The organism is Sulfurivermis sp. (assembly GCF_059410345.1).
In genome coordinates this window covers 188,734-206,450 of sequence record NZ_JBLJDO010000002.1, presented here as the reverse complement: position 1 = coordinate 206,450, position 17,717 = coordinate 188,734, and the positions used below count along the sequence as shown (strand labels likewise).

Sequence of the window (17,717 nt, the reverse complement as noted above, 5' to 3'; positions counted from 1 at the left end):
CCATGATTGGTTACTTCGGCTATCTGCTGCTCGGCTTCATCGTCATCCTGCTGATGTCGGCCATCCGCGTGCTGCGCGAATACGAGCGCGGCGTGGTGTTCATGCTGGGCCGTTTCTGGAAGGTGAAGGGTCCGGGCCTGATCATCATCATCCCGGTGGTGCAGACCATGGAGCGCGTCGACCTGCGCACCATCGTCATGGACGTACCGAGCCAGGACGTGATCTCGCGCGACAACGTCTCGGTCAAAGTCAACGCCGTAATCTACTTCCGCGTCATCGACCCGGAGAAGGCCATCATCCAGGTGGAGAACTTCTACGAGGCCACCTCGCAACTGGCGCAGACCACGCTGCGTTCGGTACTGGGCCAGCACGAGCTGGACGACATGCTGGCCGAGCGCGACAAGCTCAACAACGATATCCAGCGTATCCTCGACCAGCAAACCGACGCCTGGGGCATCAAGGTGGCCAACGTGGAGATCAAGCATGTCGATATCGACGAGAGCATGATCCGCGCCATCGCCAAACAGGCCGAGGCCGAACGTCTGCGCCGCGCCAAGGTGATCCTGGCCGAGGGCGAGGAACAGGCGGCGGAAAAACTGCGCCAGGCCGGCGCCATCCTCGCCACCCAACCGGAATCGCTGCAACTGCGTTACCTGCAGACCCTCAACGAGATCGGCGCCGACAAGAACAGCACCATCGTGTTCCCGCTGCCCATGGACCTCATCGAGCCGCTGCTGAAGAAACTGAAGGAATGATCCTGCTGCCTAATGGCTTTAACTTGTAACTTTTCCCTTGCCACTTGTATCTGCCGTCAATGGACGAAACCGAGTTCAAAGCCACCTACCGCGACTACAACGACCGTCCCTGCGTCTTCGCCAAGGCACTACTGGCGCGCTGCGCCGGCTGCTCGCGGGCGCAGAAGCTGAACATCGCGGAGCGCGAGGAGATGGCCTGTCGCTCCGAGGCGGCCTGGAACCAGTGTCACGCGCTGTTGCCCCTGCTGCGCGCCAAGGCATTGTTCGCCCTCAAGCTCACCCACATCGAAGGCGCCCTGCCCCACGGCAAGGAGATCAAGGTGCAGTGCGGCGGGCTGCATGGCCTGCGTGCGGCCCAGGAACCGAGCGCGGAAGGGCCGGTGACCGACGTATACAGTCTGGTCAGCGCGGCGGCCGCCGATTTCGGCGGCCTGGAGGCGTTACCCTACGGCGAGATCATCAAGGCCGTGGTGGCTTATGAGCCGCGCAAGCGCGGGCGTCAGCCCGGCAGCGCGTGACCCGATGTTGATCCCAGACAAGGCGCCGCGCCGCTCCCGCTGTCATACTTATATGTAATACCTGAACCGGAGCCCGCCCTCATGAAACCGACTATTGCCACTGCCCTAGTCCTGCTGCTCGCCGCCGCTCCCCTCGCCGCCCAGCAGACCACCCCGCCGCCCTTCCCCGCCATGGCCACTTTTGAGGATTTCGATACCAATGGTGACGGCTACATCACCGAACAGGAGTTCGTCGAGGCCCGCAACAAGCGTATCGCCGAACGTGCCGCCGAAGGCCGTCCCATGCGTGGGCTGAGCCAGGCCGAGGAGTTCAAGGACATCGATGCCGACGGCGATGGCCGCATCAGCCGCGAAGAGTTTGCGGCGCACCAGAGCCGTCACGCGCAACCGCGTCCGCGCTATCCGCGCTGAAGCTCACCCGTAACCATCATTGCCGGACCACGGACGGCTGGCGTCTCCCCTGGCAGCGGCGTAAAGTAAAACTCCATTACGTCGCTGCCAGGGGAAAACACGATGTTCGAAGTCGCCGAACTCGGCCACAAGATCAAGAAGAGCGATTACGAGGCCAGGGAACCGGAGCTGCGCACCAACCTCCTGCTGATTCAGGAGGCGCTGAAGGAGGCCAAGTTCCCCGTGCTGGTACTGGTCTCCGGCGTGGACGGCGCTGGTAAGGGCGATGTCATCAACCAGCTCAATGCCTGGTTCGACCCGCGCTGGCTGCGCGCCTATGCCTTCGGCCCCATGAGCGATGAAGAACGGGAACGGCCGGAGTACTGGCGCTTCTGGCGTGCCCTGCCCCCCAAGGGCCAGATCGGACTGTATGTCGGCTCCTGGTACAGCCGGCCCATTGCCGACCGTGTCAACAAGGTAATCACCGATGCGGAGCTGGAACGCGACCTCACGCGTATCAACGCCTTCGAGGAAACCCTGGTCGATGACGGCGCCCTGATCATAAAGTTCTGGCTGCACCTGTCCAAGGAGGCGCAGCAGCAACGCATGAAGGAGCTGGAAGAAAATCCCGCCACGCGCTGGCGCGTCACCGCCATGGACAAGAAACATCTGCAGCAGTACGACAAGTTCCGCCGCGTGGCGGAGCGCACGCTGCGCAACACCAGCACTGGCGACGCGCCGTGGATCATTGTCGAGGCTACCGACACACGCTATCGCAACCTCACCGTCGGCCAACACATCCTCGACCGCATCACTGCCCGCCTGCAGAACACCACCGAGTCGCCGGCGGCGCAACCACACCTCAAGCCCATCGCAGCCCCGGAGGTCGGCGAACCGGTGAGTGTGCTCAGCAACCTGGATATGAGCAAGGAACTGCCCAAGGAAAAATACAAGCTACAGTTGCCCAAGTATCAGGGCGAGCTGGGTGAGCTGGCGCGCCAGGCGCGCGAACGCAAGATATCCAGCATCGTGATGCTGGAAGGCTGGGATGCCGCCGGCAAGGGCGGCCTGATCCGCCGCATCATCCCGGCCATGGATGCGCGCAGCTATCAAATCATCTCCATCGCCGCACCCACCGATGAAGAGCGCGCCCACCACTATCTGTGGCGCTTTTGGCGCCACATCCCGCGCGGTGGCAACGTCACCATCTACGACCGCAGCTGGTATGGCCGTCTGTTGGTGGAGCGGGTGGAGGGTTTCGCGCGCCAGGACGAATGGATGCGCGCCTACGCCGAGATCAACCACTTCGAGGAACTGCTCACCGAACACGGCATCGTGTTGCTCAAGTTCTGGCTGCACATCACCAAGGACGAGCAGCTCAAGCGTTTCCAGGAGCGGGAGAAAACCCCGTTCAAGCAGTACAAGATCACCGAGGAGGACTACCGCAACCGCGAGAAGTGGGACGCCTACGAGATCGCGGTCAATGACATGGTGGAGCGCACCAGCACCGAATATGCCCCTTGGCATCTCATTGAGGCCAACGACAAGAATTATGCCCGGGTGAAGGCGCTGCGCATCTTCAGCGAGCGGCTGGGCCAGGCGCTGAACACGGGAAAGTAATCGCACAAACCGGTGTCTACCGGGTCTAGGCCGCCTTGTCTTCCGGGGGTGGATCGGCAGCCGGCGGCGTTGCTTCTGCCGCGACTTCGGACTCCGGTTCTGCCTTCTTCTGCTGCGCCGTTGCCAAACCCAGCAGGCGGTGCAGATAGCGCCCGCCCTTCACGGCCTGCTGCAACAGCCGGCGGATGCGGCTGTAGAACTCCAGCAACTCCACCATCTGCTCGGTGCGCAGGCGCCCTTCGCTGCCGGCGCGCAGCAAATGCCCCTTGAGCGACTGATAGGCATCCTCCATCGACCCCAGCAGGCGATCGGCCGCCGCGCTGTCATAGTCTGCGCCCTGGGGATCCACCGCCTGCAACAGCTTCAGGGCATCGGCACGGAAAAAAGTGATTTCGCTGGTCAACGGCTCATCGTGCAGCACGCTCATGCGTTCCTGCATCTGCGCCGCATTGTCGGCCAGGTCCGCCACTGAGGCGTAATAACGTGCCACACGCAAGGCATCGGGCAAAGACTGATCGAACTCGGCCGGCAACGTGCTGCGCTGCATCTGTACCGCAAACTGCCCCACTGCCTCCACCAAGCTGGCGATGGCCAGCTTGTCCGAGGCCATCAGCTTGGCCGGCGCCGTGCGCTCGGCGGTCAGCGTCATCTGCGCCATATCGCGCGCCATGCCGCCGATACGGGCCAACTCCAGCGCCACCGCATCCACCGCCAGGGTCGGTGTCGCCAGCACGTTCTTGTCCAGATAACGCGGCTTGCCCAGTTCCTCTTCGGCAGTGAGGAAGCGGCGGCTGAGAAATGCCACCAGCCGCGGCGTCAGCGGCCACATCAGGGCCACGCCCAGCAGCTTCGAGGCGGTATGGAACAGCGCCAGGGTGATGGCCGGGCTGTCCTCCAGCGCGAGGATATGGGCAGTGGCGTCTACCGCCTTGAGCATCACGGGCAGAATCAGCAACGCCGCCGCCGCCACCAGCACATTGAACAGCACATGCGCCGCCGCCACGCGCTTGGCGCTGGAGGTGGCGCCGATCACCGCCAGCGCCGCGGTAGAGGTGGTACCGACATTGGCGCCGATCACCGCCGCGGCCGCGGCCGTGAGCGGCACCATGCCACCCATGGTGGCGGTGAGGATCAGCGCGATGGAGGCGCTGGACGATTGCATCAACAGGGTGAGCAGGAAACCGATGCCGACGAAGATCAGGACCGTCTCGATACCACCACCGCCCAACTCATCGAGCGGCACCTGTTGTCCCAGCCCCTCGAAGGCGTTCTTCAGCACATCGACACCGAGGAAGAACAGGCCGAAGCCCGCCAGTGCGTCGCCCACCGCCGCGCGCCGGCTGTGACTGCCGGTCAGGCGCAGCGCCACACCAACGCCGATGAAGGGCAGCGCCAAGGCGCGCACGTCGATCTTGAAACCGACCATGGCCACCAGCCAGCTGGTGGTGGTGGTACCCACGTTGGCGCCATAGATCACGCCCACGCTCTGCACCAGGGACAGCAGGCCGGCATTGACGAAACCGATGGTGGCCACGGTGACGGCGCTGGACGACTGCACCATGGAGGTGATCAGCACACCGGCAAAGATGCCGCGCATGGGCGTGCTGGTCCATTGGCCGAGGATATGGCGCAGCGCCGGCCCCGCAGCCAGCTTGAGTCCATCGGTCATCATGCGCATGCCAAGCAGGAACAGGCCGATGCCGCCAATGAAACTGCCTATCAATCCGAAGTCCATAGAGTCAGCTTAGTCCTGCCGCCGGCGTGCCGACACGGCGCTGGGGGTGAAATAACGCAACGTGATGTAGTAGGACGACGCCATAACGATCAGCACCGTCGCCAATGGAACCACACAGGACGCGCGCTGACGATGGCGGCCTGGCGCATCTGCCGCCACGACCAGGTCGGTGTCAGGTTCAGGCCGGGCAAGGAACAGCAGGGACTGACGCGCGTACAGGGCCAGCGTACCAAGCACCGCGGCACCGGCGAAAATGAGAAACACGGCGTAGACGATGGGTTCGGTGTGCATCAGGAAAACCAGGCCAGGGGCGTGCGGGTGAGCGCCACCGAGGCGATATAGGCGAACACCGCCAGCGCCGCCAGCACCTGCCAGGGCTGCCCCTGACGCAGTGCCAGCGCGCCGAGCAGGATATAGATAATCAGGGCGGTGAGCTTGGCCATCAGCCAGGGCTGATCCTGCGGCCACCAGCGGTACAGCCACAGCATGTATACGCCGCTGAGGAACAGGGCCGTGTCCACCACATGGGGGAACGTGCGCACCCAACGCCGGCGCAACCGCGCCGGCGCGGACAGGCGCCACCAGCCCCGCAGGGCAAAGCCGCAGAAGGAAAGCACGGCACAGGTGATGTGGAGCTGTTTCAACCAGAGCATGGTCGAACTATATCATTGACCTAGCGGCGCCCGGCAGGGGTGGACGCAGGCCGCAACGTGCACGAGACTTGTAAACATGAAAATTGAACCGCCCGCCGACGACCTGGGATTGCAGCACCTGAAGACCACCGACCGCGCCAAGGGCAAGGTGGATCAAGCGGCCCATGTGGAGCCCTACGCCCGCATTACGCCGTCCGAACAATGGCGCGAACATCCCGTGGACGGCAGCAAGACACAGGGCAAGGCCGGCGACAAAGCCAAACCACAGCCCCACGAGCCTGTCCCCCGCCAGGGTGAACGCCGCCGTGGCGGCGACCGGCGCAAGCAACAGTCTCCCACCCTGCTCGATACCCGCAGCCCGCACGAACGCCGCACCGAGCTGCGCCGCGCGGACGATCATGCGGCACCCGATGAGCGAGCCGCCCCCGGCGGTATCGACGAGCTGGCCTGATGCCGCGGCGGCGCGCTACACTGCCGCGCGACTCCACTGCACCGACGCTCCCGCCATGTCCACCGACGACCGCTTTGCCGCCATCCGCCGTCTCTACGGCGAACACGCTGCCCATCTGATCAGCCAGTTGCACATCGGCGTGGTGGGTATCGGCGGGGTAGGCTCGTGGGCGGCCGAGGCACTGGCGCGCAGCGGCGTGGGCCGGATCACCCTCATCGACAACGACACCATCGCGCTGTCCAACGTCAACCGGCAGATCCACACGCTGGAGTCGACGGTGGGGCGCGCCAAGGTGGCGGTGATGGCCGAGCGCATAGGGGAGATCAATCCGGCCTGTACGGTTGCCGCCATCGACGACTTCCTCACCCTGCAGACGCTGACCGAGTATGTCAGCCAGGAACGGGGTTACGACTACGTCATCGACGCCATCGACAGCATCAAGTTCAAGTCGGCGCTGATCAACCACTGCCGCCGCAACAAGATCCCGGTGATCATGACCGGCGGCGCTGGCGGCCTCACCGACCCCACCAAGATCCAGATCGCCGATCTGAGCAAGACCCACAACGACGCCCTGGCCGCCAAGGTGCGCTCGCAGTTGCGCAGCGACTACGGCTTCCCCGCCGCCGGCAAGCGCATGGGCGTCGAATGCGTATTCTCCAGCCAGCAACAGCTCTATCCCAAGGCCGACGGCACCGTATGCCACGAAAAACCCGGTATCCACGGCGTCTCCCTCGACTGCCGCTTCGGCTATGGCTCCGCCACCTTCGTCACCGCCACCTTCGGCTTCTTCGCCGTGTCGCGCGCCATCAGCAAGGCCCTGCACAACCGTCTGGCGCAGGAATGACGGCCTGCGCCGTAAGCGCGGCTACCGCCCCGTCACCAGGTCCTTGAGGGTCTTGCCGGCAAGGGCATCGTTGCGCGCCTGCTGCACGCGGTCGATGACGCGATCCACCGGTTCCAGGTCGATGGCATGGGAACGGACGTGATGCACTGATTCTTCCGCGCTGCGCAGGATGTCCAGCACCTCGCCCAAGGGGATGTATTCGGGATCACGCGCCAACAGCCAACTGGAATGCTCCTCACCGGTCTCCACCAGCAGGCCGTGCTGCTCGAAGGCGTGCAGCAGATCGCCTACCGCATCGCCGGGCAGCCCCAGACGCTGCACCAGCGCATCCTGCGTCCAGCGCGGCCGCCCCTGCATGTAGGCATCGGTGATGAGATACAGCAGCACCAGTCCGGCACGCTCCTTGAGACGACTGCTGAAACGGAACGCATCGCGCTGTAGCCGCACCTGCTGCGGGTGCTGATGGAAGTAGCTGATCTGGGCACCGAACAGCAGGATGAACCAGCTCAGGTAGAGCCAGATGAGGAAGAACATCAGGATGGCGAAGCCGGAGTACACCGCGGTGTACTTGGTGGAGCTGGCCACGAAGGTGGCAAAACCGAAGCCGGTAGCCTGCCACATGATGCCGCTGATCACCGCGCCGACCAGGGCCGAGCGAAAACGTACCTTGGTATTGGGAATGAACATATAGACGAAGGTGAAGGCGGCGATGATCAGCAGGAAGGGAATCGATTTTCCGGTCAGCGCCACCAGCTGGCCGATTACCGGCACCTCCAGCAGCATCTGTACCAGGGTGGAACTCATCAGGGTGGCGGTCATGCCAAGAGCTGAAAATACCAGCACCGGACCCACCAGGATCACACTCAGATAATCGGAGAAGCGGCGCGGCAGGCTGCGCGTGCGCGACACGCGCCAGACGTAGTTGAAGGTGCTCTCCACCTTTTGCGTCAGGGAGATCACCGTATAGATCAGCAGACCGACGCCTACCGCCCCGAGCACGCCCACCTTCATGTTGTCGACGAAGGACAGAATGTGCAGCGTAATCTCCTCGCCGCGCGAGCCAAGCGGCTCCAGATAGGTGAGCAACATGGGCTCGATCTGGTTGTGCACACCGAAGGCCTTGAGCACGGAAAAGCTCACCGCCAGCAAGGGCACCAGGGACAGCAGCGTGGTGTAGACCAGGCTCATGGCGCGCAGGGTGAGCTGGCCTCCAGCCAACTCCTGCCCCATCACCAGGATCACCCGCAATACCGGATAGAGCCGGCGCCGCAGCGTACCAACCGCCTCGGCCTCCCATAATTCGTGCAGCAGAAAGTTCTTGTAACGCTTCCACATGGCTTCATGCCCCGATGCGGCACCTGCAACAGGACCGCCTTGTTATTGATGTACGTGCAGGCTAGCCAGTTACCACGGGCTTGGCAATGTCACTGTGCTGTCACAAGACGACTTTAGCCTATCCTCTCCCCAAGATCAGAAACATCGTCATGAACATGTCCGCCGCCTGCATACTGCCTGCCGCCCTCGACACGGACCCCGACCCTGTTTCCAGCCTCAACCGTGCCGATCTGCCCGACCTCGGTACGGAGGTGCGCGCCATCATCGAACAGGGACGCCTGTCCATCCTGTTCCAGCCCATCGTCGCGGTAGGCGAAAACAGCATCCACGGCTACGAGGCGCTGACACGCGGTCCCTCCGACAGCCCGCTGCACGCCCCGGTCAGCCTGTTCAACGCCGCCTGCCAGGCCGGCCTACTGCTGGAGCTGGAAAGCCAGTGCTGGCGCCTGGCCCATGATAGTTTCATCGAGCTGGGCCTGCCGGGCCGGCTGTTCCTCAACACCAGTTCACGCAGCCTGATCCAGCCCGGCCAGCCGCTGCTGCGTGCCCTGAGCGGTGCCGGCAATCCGCACTTTCAGCCGGAGCGGGTGGTCATCGAAATCACCGAACAGTATCCCATCGACAATTTTCCCGCCGTGGTGCAGGCAGCCTCCGAATACCGCCTGCAGGGCTTTCAGCTCGCCATCGACGACCTCGGCGCCGGCTACGCCGGCCTGCGCCTGTGGTCGGAACTGCGCCCGGATTACGTCAAGATCGACAGCCACTTCCTGCAACGGGTCCATGAAGACCCGGTCAAACAGGAATTCATCCGCTCCATCCGCGACATCGCCCTCGGCACCAAATCACGCGTCATCGCCGAAGGCATCGAGACCCACGCTGAATACCAGGCGCTGCTGCAACTCGGCATTGGCCTCGGCCAAGGCTATTTCTTCTCCCGCCCCAGGAGCCGGCCGCCGCTGGAACTGTCCCCCCACCAGCCGGAACCGGAGGCCAGTTCCGGCCTGCGCCGCCAGCGCCTGACGGAAACCATCGGTGCGCTGGCGCTGAGCGTACCGACGGTCACGCCGGAGACGACCGTGGCAGAAGCCGTTGCTCTGTTGCAGGAATATCCTGAGGTGCACACCGTGCCCGTGCTGGTGGAACGACACCCCATCGGCGCCGTGCGCCGTCACCGCCTGATGGAACTGTACCTGAAGCAATACAGCCGCGAACTGTACGGCCGCCGTCCGGTCACCCGCTTCATGGACCGTCACCCCCTCATCGTTGAACACGACCTACCGGTGGAGCGGGTCAGCCAGAAGATCACCGATCAGCTCAATTTCGAGATCGAGCACCAGTTCATCATCACCCGCAATGGGGAATATCTTGGCATCGGCCTGGTGCGCGACCTGCTGAAAAAGATCACCGATCTGCAGATCCGCAATGCCCGCTATGCCAACCCGCTCACCCTGCTGCCCGGCAACGTCCCCATCTACGAGCATATCGATCGGCTGCTGGAGGAACAGCATCCATTCACCGTCTGCTACTGCGATCTGGATCACTTCAAGCCCTACAACGACAGCTACGGCTATACCCGTGGCGATGAAGTGATCCAGAAATTGGCGCAGATCCTTTGTTCCCATATCGACGATCAGCGCGATTTCGCTGGCCATATCGGCGGCGATGATTTCATCCTGGTCTTCACCAGTGAAGACTGGCAGGAGCGCTGCGAGCATATCCTGCGCCACTTCGAGCGCGAATGCAGCCTGTTCTACAACGAAACCGATCTGGCCCAGGGCGGCATCTGGGGCCACGACCGCCAGGGCAACAGCGTGTTCTTCGCCCTGCTGTCGCTATCCATCGGTGCCGTCACACCGGATGTGGAGCGCTGTCAGGCCCACCATCAGGTCGCCACCCTGGCCACCGAGGCCAAGCGCCAGGCCAAGAAGATCGCCGGCAACAGCCTATTCCTCGAACGGCGCCGTACCCCCGCGCCAGTGACATGATCCTGCGGTGGAGTTCGCCGCGCCGGAAAATGCAAAGAAATGCGAAGACGCCCCCACCTTGCGGTGAACTTTTTTTCTAAGCTGTTACTCTACTGACCGTCGGGGCTGGGACCCGACACATTCAACAATACCAATGCAAGGAGACTCGCACTCATGAAGCGCCTCACTGTGATCGGATGCGCCTTTGCCGGCGCGCTTGCCAGCACCTTTACCCTGCCGGTCGTAGCCGACGAAACCAACCCCTACATCGTGCACCGCCAGGGCACCTACAAGACCATCAGCGGCCACATGGACTCCCTCAAGGCCATGCTGTTCCTCAACCACGAAGCGAAAGGCCAGGCCGCCTATCACGCCGAGGCCATCGTCGAAGCCTACAAGCACATGGGCAACGCCTATCCTGCCGGTTCCGACAAGGGCAAGACCAAGGCGCGCGCGGAAATCTGGAGCCAGCCGGACAAGTTCCGCGAGGCCGGCCGCAACTCCTTCGCCGCCGCCACGGCGCTGGTCGAGGCCACGCAGATGGGCGACCAGAAGGAAATGGTCGAGGCGTTCAAGAAGCTGGGCAGCACCTGTAAGGCCTGCCACGACGACTTCCGCAAGAAGTAAACACCCCTCCCGGCCTCCCCCACGAGTGTGGGGGAGGTGTATAAAATGACGGAGCGGCGTCATGAAGCAAACCTGTGACATTCCCGTCTGGGACCTGCCCACCCGCCTGTTCCACTGGCTGCTGGTGCTGCTGGTGGCCGGCGCCTGGTTCAGCTACAAATTCGGCGACGTCAGCATGACCTGGCACAAGTGGAACGGCTACGCCGTCCTCACCCTGCTGTTGTTCCGCCTGTTGTGGGGTGTCGTCGGCAGTTCCACCGCCCGTTTCAGTGATTTCATCAAGGGACCACGTACCGTATGGCGCTACCTGCGTGACGGTGCCCGCGCCCCCAGCCTGGGCCACAACCCTGCCGGCGGCTGGTCGGTGCTCGCCATGCTCGGCGTACTCATCGTCCAGGCGGGTGCCGGTCTGTTCACCAGCGACGACATCCTGGTCTCCGGCCCGCTCCAGTTCCTGGTATCCGCGGATACCGCCGATGCCCTGTCCAGCATTCATCGTCTCGGCTATTACGTCCTGCTCGGCCTGGTGGCCCTGCACCTCGCCGCCCTCGCCTTCCACCGCCTCGCCCATGGCGAGAATCTGGTGCGGGCGATGCTCAACGGCAACAAATGCGCAGAGCAGGTACCGCCCGGCGCCAGCGCCGTGCAGCGTCCACTGTGGCTCGCCGCCCTCTGCCTCGCCCTCGCCGCCTTTGCTGTGTGGTTCGGCATCAACGTGTGGCGCTGGTAGCACCGCGATGAATGACGCGCACCACCATCTGGAGCGTTTCGTCGCAGCCCAGGCGTCGGTCTATCCCCAGGTCGTGCAGGAGTTGCGCGCCGGCAACAAACGTAGCCACTGGATGTGGTTCATCTTTCCGCAGCTAGCCGGACTGGGGCGCAGCGCCACGGCGCAGCAGTACGCCATCAAGAGCCTCGCCGAGGCGCGCGCCTATCTGGCGCACCCGATCTTGGGAGTGCGATTACGGGAGTGCGTGAACATCCTGCTCGGTTTGGAAGGGCGCACGGCGGAGGAGATATTCGGCTATCCCGATGTGCTCAAGCTGCTCTCATCGCTGACGCTGTTCGAGCGCGCCGGCGCCGATCAACTGTTCACGCAGGCTCTGGAAAAATTCTATGATGGAGCACGCGATGAGGCGACGCTGCGCCTGCTCCAGCACGATGTGACGCCGTAGCCGCGGCTCAGCGCAACTCCTGCCACAGCTTCTCCAGCCGCACGACAGAAACCGGCTGCACTGTCTTCAGCTCCTGCGCATAGAGCGACACGCGCAGCTCCTCCAACAGCCAGCGGAACTCCTCCTGCGCCGGGGTAAGCGCTCCCAGCGCCATGCGGGCCGCCAGCGGCTGCCATAGCTTCTCCATTGCCAGACGGTTGTCCCGCTCGCGCGCCGGATTACGGCCACACTTGTCCAATCGTCCCTGCACCGCCTTGAGGTAACGTGGGTATTGCAGCAGCCAATAATAGGGCGTATGCAATACGAAATGGCGCCTGACCAACTGTTGCAGATGGGCCTGGACATCGTTCATCTCCGGCAACAGGGCCGGGGCGATGCTGCCCTTGAGTTTCTTGTTCACCACATGAAAGAGCGCCAGCGCCTCGCCGAGCGCCGCGCACAGCCGCTGCCCCGTCTCCAGCAGACGCGCCTCACCCTGCTGCATGCATTGCGCAAACTCACTGCGCGTGCGCGGCCACGGTGCCTTACCGAGAAAGGACTCGCGGCAGACGGCGCTGACCAGCTCGTCCTTCAGTTCCTCGCAGCCAGCGACGGCCGCATAGTGCATGCACATCATCGTGATACCGGGCAGATTCTTGCGCAGATATTTCACCTTCTCCCGCGCCCGCAGCAGGCACAGGCGCAGCAGGCCATCGCGCTGCGCGGCATGCGCCGCCGCCTCCGATTCAAACAGGCGGATCGCCACTGACTCGCCCTGGTCCACCAGCGCCGGCCAGGCGCGCAGGGTGAGGCCGTGACGCTTCACCTCGATGCTGGCGGGCAGCGCATCGAAATCCCAATCGGTGAGGCCGTCGCGCTCGAGGCTCGTTTCCTGCTTCTGCGGCACCGCCTGGGTCAGCGTGTGGCGCACCTTGCTCGACAATTTGTGCTGTAACACCGCCAGGTCGCGGCCCTCGCCCAATACCTTGCCGCGTTCGTCCACCACGCGGTAGTTCATGCGCAGGTGCGGCGGCAATTCCTGCACCTGCCAGGCGTCCAGCGGGATCTCGATGCCGCTCATGCGTTTCAACTGGTGCGCCATCGCCTCCAGCAGCGTACCCTCGCCGGGGCGCAGCACACCGAGCAACGCCTCGGCAAAGTTCACCGCTGGCACGAAGTTGCGGCGCAAATGCTTTGGCAGCGTCTTGATCAGGGCGATGAGCTTGTCCTTGAGCAGGCCGGGCACCAGCCAATCGAAGGGCGGTGCGTTCACCTGGGTCAGCGCGGCCAGGGGAATGATCGCCGTGACGCCATCGGCCGGGTGGCCCGGCTCGAAGTGGTAGTCGAGCTTGACGGCGAGATAGCCGCAGCGCAATACGTCGGGAAACTGGTTCTCCGTCACCGCGCCGGCCGCGTGCTGCATCAACACCTCGCGGGTGAGGAACAACATTTCTGGATTGTCGCGCTCGGCTTCCGCACGCCACTTATCAAAACTTTTGCCGCTGTAGATGCCTTGCGGCAGGCGTGCATCGTAGAAGTCGAACAGAACCTGCTCATCCACCAGGATGTCGCGCTTGCGCGCCTTGGCCTCCAGTTCCTCCACCTCGGCCACCAGTTGACGGTTGTGGGCGAAGAACGGTGCGCGGGTCTGGTAGTCGCCACCCACCAGGGCATGGCGGATGAACAGCTCGCGCGACAGCTTTGGATCGATGGGACCGTAATTGATGCGGCGCTTCTCGACGATGGGCAGGCCGTACAGGGTGACACGCTCGTAGGCGGACACCTGCGCACTCTTCTTCTCCCAGTGCGGCTCGAAGTAGCTGCGCTTCACCAAATGACGGGCCAGCGGCTCCAGCCACTCCGGCTCGATGGCGGCGACGCTGCGCGCATAGAGTTTCGTCGTCTCCACCAGTTCGGCGGCCATGATCCACTTGGGCGGCTTCTTGAACTGGGAGGAGCCGGGGAAGATGTGCAGCTTGATGTTGCGTGCGCCAAGGAATTGCTTGTCCTCGCCCTTCAGTGCCACGTTGCCGAGCAGCCCGGTGAGCAGGGCGCGGTGGATGGCACCGTAGTCGGCGGGCTCCTCGTTGATACGCAGCTTCAGATCGTTAGCCAGCGCCAGCAACTGGCCGTGGATGTCGTGCCACTCGCGCAGACGCACATAGGACAGGAACTCAGCGCGGCACAGGGCGCGCAGCTTGCTCTGCGACAGGTGGCGTGCCTGCTCGTGGTAGTAGTCCCACAGCTTGAGCCAGGCGAGGAAATCAGACTTCTGCTCTGCATCGCTGAAACGGGCGTGTTTCTGATCGGCCTGCTGCTGTGCCTCCAGCGGCCGCTCGCGCGGGTCCTGCACGGTGAGCGCGCTGGCGATGATCATCACCTCATGCAGGCTGCCCTCGCGCGCGGCGGCCAGCAGCATGCGCCCCAGGCGCGGGTCCAGCGGCAGGCGCGCCAGTTGGCGGCCGATGTCGGTGAGGCGGCGCTGGCTGTCCATGGCGCCCAGTTCGTGCAGCAGCTGGAAGCCGTCGCCGATGGCGCGGCTGTCGGGCGGGTCGGGGAAGGGAAATTCCTCCACCTCGCCCAGGGCCAGCGCGCCCATTTGCAAAATGACCGCAGCGAGGTTGGTGCGCCAGATCTCCGGGTCGGTGTAGAGCGGGCGGCCGAGAAAATCCTCCTCGCTGTACAGGCGGATGCACACACCGGCGGCGACGCGGCCGCAGCGGCCGGCACGCTGGTTGGCGGCGGCCTGGGAAATGGCCTCAATGGGCAGGCGCTGCACCTTGGTGCGCGGGCTGTAGCGGCTGATGCGCGCCAGACCCGAGTCGATGACATAGCGGATACCGGGCACGGTGAGCGAGGTCTCCGCCACGTTGGTGGCCAGCACGATGCGCCGCCCGCCGTGGGGCTGGAACACCTTGTCCTGCTCGGCGGCGGAGAGGCGGCCGAACAACGGCACCACCTCGGTATGGGGTAAGCGGTGCTTACGCAACACCTCGGCCATCTCGCGGATCTCGCGCTCACCCGGCAGGAACACCAGCACATCACCGAGCGGATTGAGCTGGCCCACCTCCGCCAGCGCATCCAGAATGGCCTGCGGCAGGTCGCGGTCGCGGCTGTCCTCGTCGGCGTCGGGCGTGCCGTCCTCCGCCGCCACCGGGCGGTAGCGCACCTCCACCGGGTAGGTGCGGCCCGACACCTCCAGCACCGGCGCGCCGCCGAAGAAATCAGCAAAGCGCTCGGTGTTGATGGTGGCCGAGGTGATGATCAGCTTGAGGTCGGGCCGGCGCGGCAGCAGTTGTTTCAGATAGCCGAGAAGGAAATCGATGTTGAGACTGCGCTCGTGGGCCTCGTCGATGATGAGGGTGTCGTAGGCCAGCAGCTCACGGTCGCCCTGCACCTCGGCGAGCAGGATGCCGTCGGTCATCAGCTTGATGTAGCTCTGCGGTGAGGTGCGATCGGTAAAGCGCACCTTGTAGCCCACCGCCTGGCCCAGCGGCGTCTTCAACTCCGCAGCGATGCGCGTGGCGACGGAACGGGCGGCGATACGCCGCGGCTGGGTGTGGCCGATGAGGCCGGCCACGCCGCGCCCCAGCTCCAGACAGATCTTGGGCAACTGGGTGGTCTTGCCCGAGCCGGTCTCGCCGGCTATCACCACCACCTGATGGGCGGCGATGGCGGCGGCGATGTCCGCGCGCCGGGCACTGACCGGCAGCTCCTCCGGGTAGCTGACGGCGGGCCGCCCCGCGGCGCGTTGCTGCGCGCGCGCCTGCGCGGCCTGTACGGCCGCCGCCAGCTCGGCCAGGCCACGGTCGTGCGGCTTGCCCTCGCGCGCGCGGCGGCGCAGGCCGTGCCAGCGGCGCAGCAGTTCGGCGCGGTCAGTAAGCAGGCACTCACTGAGTGCGGAGTGGAGCTGGTCGAGCGTTGTGGACACGGCAACAGTTGGTGGCAGGCGAGCGCACTATTCTAACTGCTGGCCGCCGCCCGCGCCGCTCTATATAGTTATTGCATGGTTGCATCACCTGCCAAGGAGCCTGTCATGTTCACCCGCCTGCACACCTTATTCCTCCTGTCCCTCGTTGCCGCCCTGCTGGTCGGCTGCAGCTCCGCCCAAGTGGTGAGCAGCAGCAGCGGCGGTCCCACCATCGCCCAGGCACGGGCCGAACCGGCCATCGGCCCGAAGAAGCGCGTGGCGGTGAAGGCCTTCGAATACAAGGCGGCCAAGGGCGGCTACGGCGACGTGGGCCGCGGCCTGTCGCAGATGCTCACCGACTCGCTATTCAACTCCAACGCCGTCATCGTGCTGGAGCGCGAGCGGCTGGAAGAGGTGATGCAGGAACAGAACCTGGGCGACACTGGCCGCTTCAAGCAGGAGACCGTCGCCCCCAAGGGCGAGCTGGAAGGCGCAGAGCTGCTGGTCTACGGCTCGGTCACCGAATTCGAACCCAATTGCCGTGGCGGTTCGCTGCTACTCATCGGCGCCAAGCAGGCCTGCGTCGCCATCAACATCCGCATCGTCGACGCCGCCACCGGCCGCGTGGTCAACGCCACCACCGTGGAGGGCACCTCGGGCAGCGCCGGCGTCGGCCTGATCTTCACCACCAGCCCACTGCCCGTGGGCCTCGGCGCCTGGGCCAAGACGCCGATGGAAAAGGCCATGCGCGAGTGCATCGAGGCGGCAGTCAAACACATCGTCACCACCAAACTTTGAGCGTCAACCACGGAGGGCACGGAGAGTACGGAGATCAGTGATGATGCTGTCCGAACTTTTTTCGCCCCACACAATCTCCGTGTCCTCCGTGGTTAGATATCTTTTTCTGTTCTGCACCGTGCTGCTCGCCGGTTGCAGTTCCACCGCCGACGTCACCCGCGGCGAAGGTCTGGGCATTGCCGAGGTACAGGCGGAGGCCTACGACGGCCCCAAGGCGCGCATCGCCGTGGGCCGCATCATCGACAAGACCAGCGGCAAGAACTCCCTCGCCAGCCGTATCGGCCTGCTGCTGGGTGACGACCACCAGCTGTCGGCGCAGGACTTCCTCAGCGGCATACGCGATCTGCTTACCACCGCGGTGTTCCAGTCTGGCCGCTACATCGTGCTGGAGCGCGAACACCTCAAGGAGGTGATGGTGGAACAGGAGTTTGCCAGTTCACGCCGCGCCGGTGACGACACCGCGTTGCCGCTGGATCAACTGGAGGGGGTAGACCTGCTGCTGGTGGGCGCACTCACCGGCTTCGACGCCGGCGAAAGCGGCGGCATCGCCTTCCCTATCCCAGTGCCACTGGGCAATGACCGCAAGAACTGGGGTGTGGTCGACGTGGAGATGCGCACCGCCGCCGCCAGCCTCGACCTGCACGTCATCGACGCCACCACCGGCCGCATCGTCGCCGCCATCGCGGTGGAAGGCAAGGCGCGCAAATTCGGCGCCGCCTGGGCCGGAGTGCTCTCCTCGCGTCACGGCTATGTGCGTCTGCCCGGCCTGCTCAGCGTGTTCGAGAACACACCGGTGGAAAAGGCCCTGGGCAACATGGTCGACGCGGCCGTGCAAACCCTGGTGGAAAAAACCCCGGCCGAATATTACCGCGCTCCCCCCGCCCCCTAGTCCGGTTTGCCTGAGCACTCGGTTCGGGTATATGCTCCTTCGACCGTAGCGCGCATCAAGACGCGACGACGATA

The 17,717-nt window shown here is 64.3% G+C and carries 17 protein-coding genes; 12 read left to right on the top strand and 5 right to left on the bottom strand.

The features are described from left to right. Positions 1-2 precede the first annotated feature (2 nt). The 4 genes from ACMV8A_RS02655 (at position 3) to pap (ending at position 3,283) form a co-directional block, all read left to right on the top strand. Complete coding sequence (locus ACMV8A_RS02655) at positions 3-755, top strand: slipin family protein (protein ID WP_495324181.1); 753 nt, start codon at positions 3-5, stop codon at positions 753-755. A 59-nt stretch (positions 756-814) separates the two neighbouring features. After that, positions 815-1,273 (top strand): hypothetical protein, encoded by a 459-nt coding sequence (locus ACMV8A_RS02650; RefSeq protein WP_495324180.1) that lies wholly within the window; start codon positions 815-817, stop codon positions 1,271-1,273. A gap of 81 nt (positions 1,274-1,354) precedes the next feature. Continuing rightward, the gene (locus tag ACMV8A_RS02645) at positions 1,355-1,684 is read left to right on the top strand and encodes an EF-hand domain-containing protein (RefSeq protein ID WP_495324179.1); all 330 of its coding nucleotides are present in this window, start codon (positions 1,355-1,357) and stop codon (positions 1,682-1,684) included. Positions 1,685-1,786: 102 nt separating this feature from the next. Then, positions 1,787-3,283 (top strand): polyphosphate:AMP phosphotransferase, encoded by a 1,497-nt coding sequence (pap, locus tag ACMV8A_RS02640; protein WP_495324178.1) that lies wholly within the window; start codon positions 1,787-1,789, stop codon positions 3,281-3,283. 25 nt (positions 3,284-3,308) lie between these two features. On the opposite strand, the gene ACMV8A_RS02635 is transcribed toward pap, so the two are convergent. The 3 genes from ACMV8A_RS02635 to ACMV8A_RS02625 are packed head-to-tail and all read right to left on the bottom strand — an operon-like array spanning position 3,309 to position 5,671. Next, complete coding sequence (locus ACMV8A_RS02635; RefSeq protein ID WP_495324177.1) at positions 3,309-5,018, bottom strand: Na/Pi cotransporter family protein; 1,710 nt, start codon at positions 5,016-5,018, stop codon at positions 3,309-3,311. Between the two features lie 9 nt (positions 5,019-5,027). After that, the gene (locus tag ACMV8A_RS02630) at positions 5,028-5,309 is read right to left on the bottom strand and encodes a hypothetical protein (RefSeq protein WP_495324176.1); all 282 of its coding nucleotides are present in this window, start codon (positions 5,307-5,309) and stop codon (positions 5,028-5,030) included. Further along, positions 5,309-5,671: a SirB2 family protein gene (locus ACMV8A_RS02625; RefSeq protein WP_495324175.1), complete on the bottom strand. Its 363-nt coding sequence runs from the start codon at positions 5,669-5,671 to the stop codon at positions 5,309-5,311. Before ACMV8A_RS02625 ends, ACMV8A_RS02630 begins: the two co-directional genes overlap by 1 nt. Before the next feature lie 76 nt (positions 5,672-5,747). On the opposite strand from ACMV8A_RS02625, the gene ACMV8A_RS02620 reads away from it, so the two are divergent. Next, positions 5,748-6,122: a hypothetical protein gene (locus tag ACMV8A_RS02620; RefSeq protein ID WP_495324174.1), complete on the top strand. Its 375-nt coding sequence runs from the start codon at positions 5,748-5,750 to the stop codon at positions 6,120-6,122. Between the two features lie 55 nt (positions 6,123-6,177). Then, entirely contained in the window at positions 6,178-6,966 is a 789-nt protein-coding gene (gene tcdA, locus ACMV8A_RS02615; protein WP_495324311.1) for a tRNA cyclic N6-threonylcarbamoyladenosine(37) synthase TcdA, read from the top strand. Between the two features lie 21 nt (positions 6,967-6,987). Here tcdA and ACMV8A_RS02610 read toward each other — a convergent pair whose 3' ends face one another. Beyond that, on the bottom strand, positions 6,988-8,301 hold the full coding sequence (locus ACMV8A_RS02610; RefSeq protein WP_495324173.1) for a YhjD/YihY/BrkB family envelope integrity protein: 1,314 nt from the start codon (positions 8,299-8,301) through the stop codon (positions 6,988-6,990). 149 nt (positions 8,302-8,450) lie between these two features. On the opposite strand from ACMV8A_RS02610, the gene ACMV8A_RS02605 reads away from it, so the two are divergent. The 4 genes from ACMV8A_RS02605 to ACMV8A_RS02590 all read left to right on the top strand — a co-directional run bounded on the left by ACMV8A_RS02605 (position 8,451) and on the right by ACMV8A_RS02590 (position 12,067). Then, the gene (locus ACMV8A_RS02605; protein ID WP_495324172.1) at positions 8,451-10,286 is read left to right on the top strand and encodes a GGDEF domain-containing protein; all 1,836 of its coding nucleotides are present in this window, start codon (positions 8,451-8,453) and stop codon (positions 10,284-10,286) included. A gap of 153 nt (positions 10,287-10,439) precedes the next feature. Beyond that, entirely contained in the window at positions 10,440-10,892 is a 453-nt protein-coding gene (locus ACMV8A_RS02600; RefSeq protein ID WP_495324171.1) for a c-type cytochrome, read from the top strand. Between the two features lie 61 nt (positions 10,893-10,953). Continuing rightward, positions 10,954-11,622 (top strand): cytochrome b/b6 domain-containing protein, encoded by a 669-nt coding sequence (locus ACMV8A_RS02595; protein ID WP_495324170.1) that lies wholly within the window; start codon positions 10,954-10,956, stop codon positions 11,620-11,622. Between the two features lie 7 nt (positions 11,623-11,629). Further along, positions 11,630-12,067, top strand: a complete 438-nt coding sequence (locus ACMV8A_RS02590) for a DUF1810 domain-containing protein (protein WP_495324169.1) — start codon at positions 11,630-11,632, stop codon at positions 12,065-12,067. Between the two features lie 7 nt (positions 12,068-12,074). Here the strand turns inward: ACMV8A_RS02590 and hrpA are convergent, their stop codons facing one another. Then, positions 12,075-15,977: an ATP-dependent RNA helicase HrpA gene (hrpA, locus tag ACMV8A_RS02585; protein WP_495324168.1), complete on the bottom strand. Its 3,903-nt coding sequence runs from the start codon at positions 15,975-15,977 to the stop codon at positions 12,075-12,077. A 105-nt stretch (positions 15,978-16,082) separates the two neighbouring features. Here hrpA and ACMV8A_RS02580 point away from each other — a divergent pair, with 105 nt between their 5' ends. Together ACMV8A_RS02580 and ACMV8A_RS02575 are read left to right on the top strand one after the other, a co-directional pair. After that, on the top strand, positions 16,083-16,754 hold the full coding sequence (locus ACMV8A_RS02580) for a CsgG/HfaB family protein (protein ID WP_495324167.1): 672 nt from the start codon (positions 16,083-16,085) through the stop codon (positions 16,752-16,754). Between the two features lie 88 nt (positions 16,755-16,842). After that, positions 16,843-17,643, top strand: a complete 801-nt coding sequence (locus ACMV8A_RS02575; protein WP_495324166.1) for a CsgG/HfaB family protein — start codon at positions 16,843-16,845, stop codon at positions 17,641-17,643. Positions 17,644-17,717: the final 74 nt, after the last annotated feature.

Bases quoted from the DNA above. Each gene is read 5' to 3' on its own strand.
- ACMV8A_RS02655 (WP_495324181.1), top strand. From the start codon at position 3: ATGATTGGTTACTTCGGCTATCTGCTGCTCGGCTTCATCGTCATCCTG.
- ACMV8A_RS02650 (WP_495324180.1), top strand. From the start codon at position 815: ATGGACGAAACCGAGTTCAAAGCCACCTACCGCGACTACAACGACCGT.
- ACMV8A_RS02645 (WP_495324179.1), top strand. From the start codon at position 1,355: ATGAAACCGACTATTGCCACTGCCCTAGTCCTGCTGCTCGCCGCCGCT.
- pap (WP_495324178.1), top strand. From the start codon at position 1,787: ATGTTCGAAGTCGCCGAACTCGGCCACAAGATCAAGAAGAGCGATTAC.
- ACMV8A_RS02635 (WP_495324177.1), bottom strand. From the start codon at position 5,018: ATGGACTTCGGATTGATAGGCAGTTTCATTGGCGGCATCGGCCTGTTC.
- ACMV8A_RS02630 (WP_495324176.1), bottom strand. From the start codon at position 5,309: ATGCACACCGAACCCATCGTCTACGCCGTGTTTCTCATTTTCGCCGGT.
- ACMV8A_RS02625 (WP_495324175.1), bottom strand. From the start codon at position 5,671: ATGCTCTGGTTGAAACAGCTCCACATCACCTGTGCCGTGCTTTCCTTC.
- ACMV8A_RS02620 (WP_495324174.1), top strand. From the start codon at position 5,748: ATGAAAATTGAACCGCCCGCCGACGACCTGGGATTGCAGCACCTGAAG.
- tcdA (WP_495324311.1), top strand. From the start codon at position 6,178: ATGTCCACCGACGACCGCTTTGCCGCCATCCGCCGTCTCTACGGCGAA.
- ACMV8A_RS02610 (WP_495324173.1), bottom strand. From the start codon at position 8,301: ATGTGGAAGCGTTACAAGAACTTTCTGCTGCACGAATTATGGGAGGCC.
- ACMV8A_RS02605 (WP_495324172.1), top strand. From the start codon at position 8,451: ATGAACATGTCCGCCGCCTGCATACTGCCTGCCGCCCTCGACACGGAC.
- ACMV8A_RS02600 (WP_495324171.1), top strand. From the start codon at position 10,440: ATGAAGCGCCTCACTGTGATCGGATGCGCCTTTGCCGGCGCGCTTGCC.
- ACMV8A_RS02595 (WP_495324170.1), top strand. From the start codon at position 10,954: ATGAAGCAAACCTGTGACATTCCCGTCTGGGACCTGCCCACCCGCCTG.
- ACMV8A_RS02590 (WP_495324169.1), top strand. From the start codon at position 11,630: ATGAATGACGCGCACCACCATCTGGAGCGTTTCGTCGCAGCCCAGGCG.
- ACMV8A_RS02580 (WP_495324167.1), top strand. From the start codon at position 16,083: ATGTTCACCCGCCTGCACACCTTATTCCTCCTGTCCCTCGTTGCCGCC.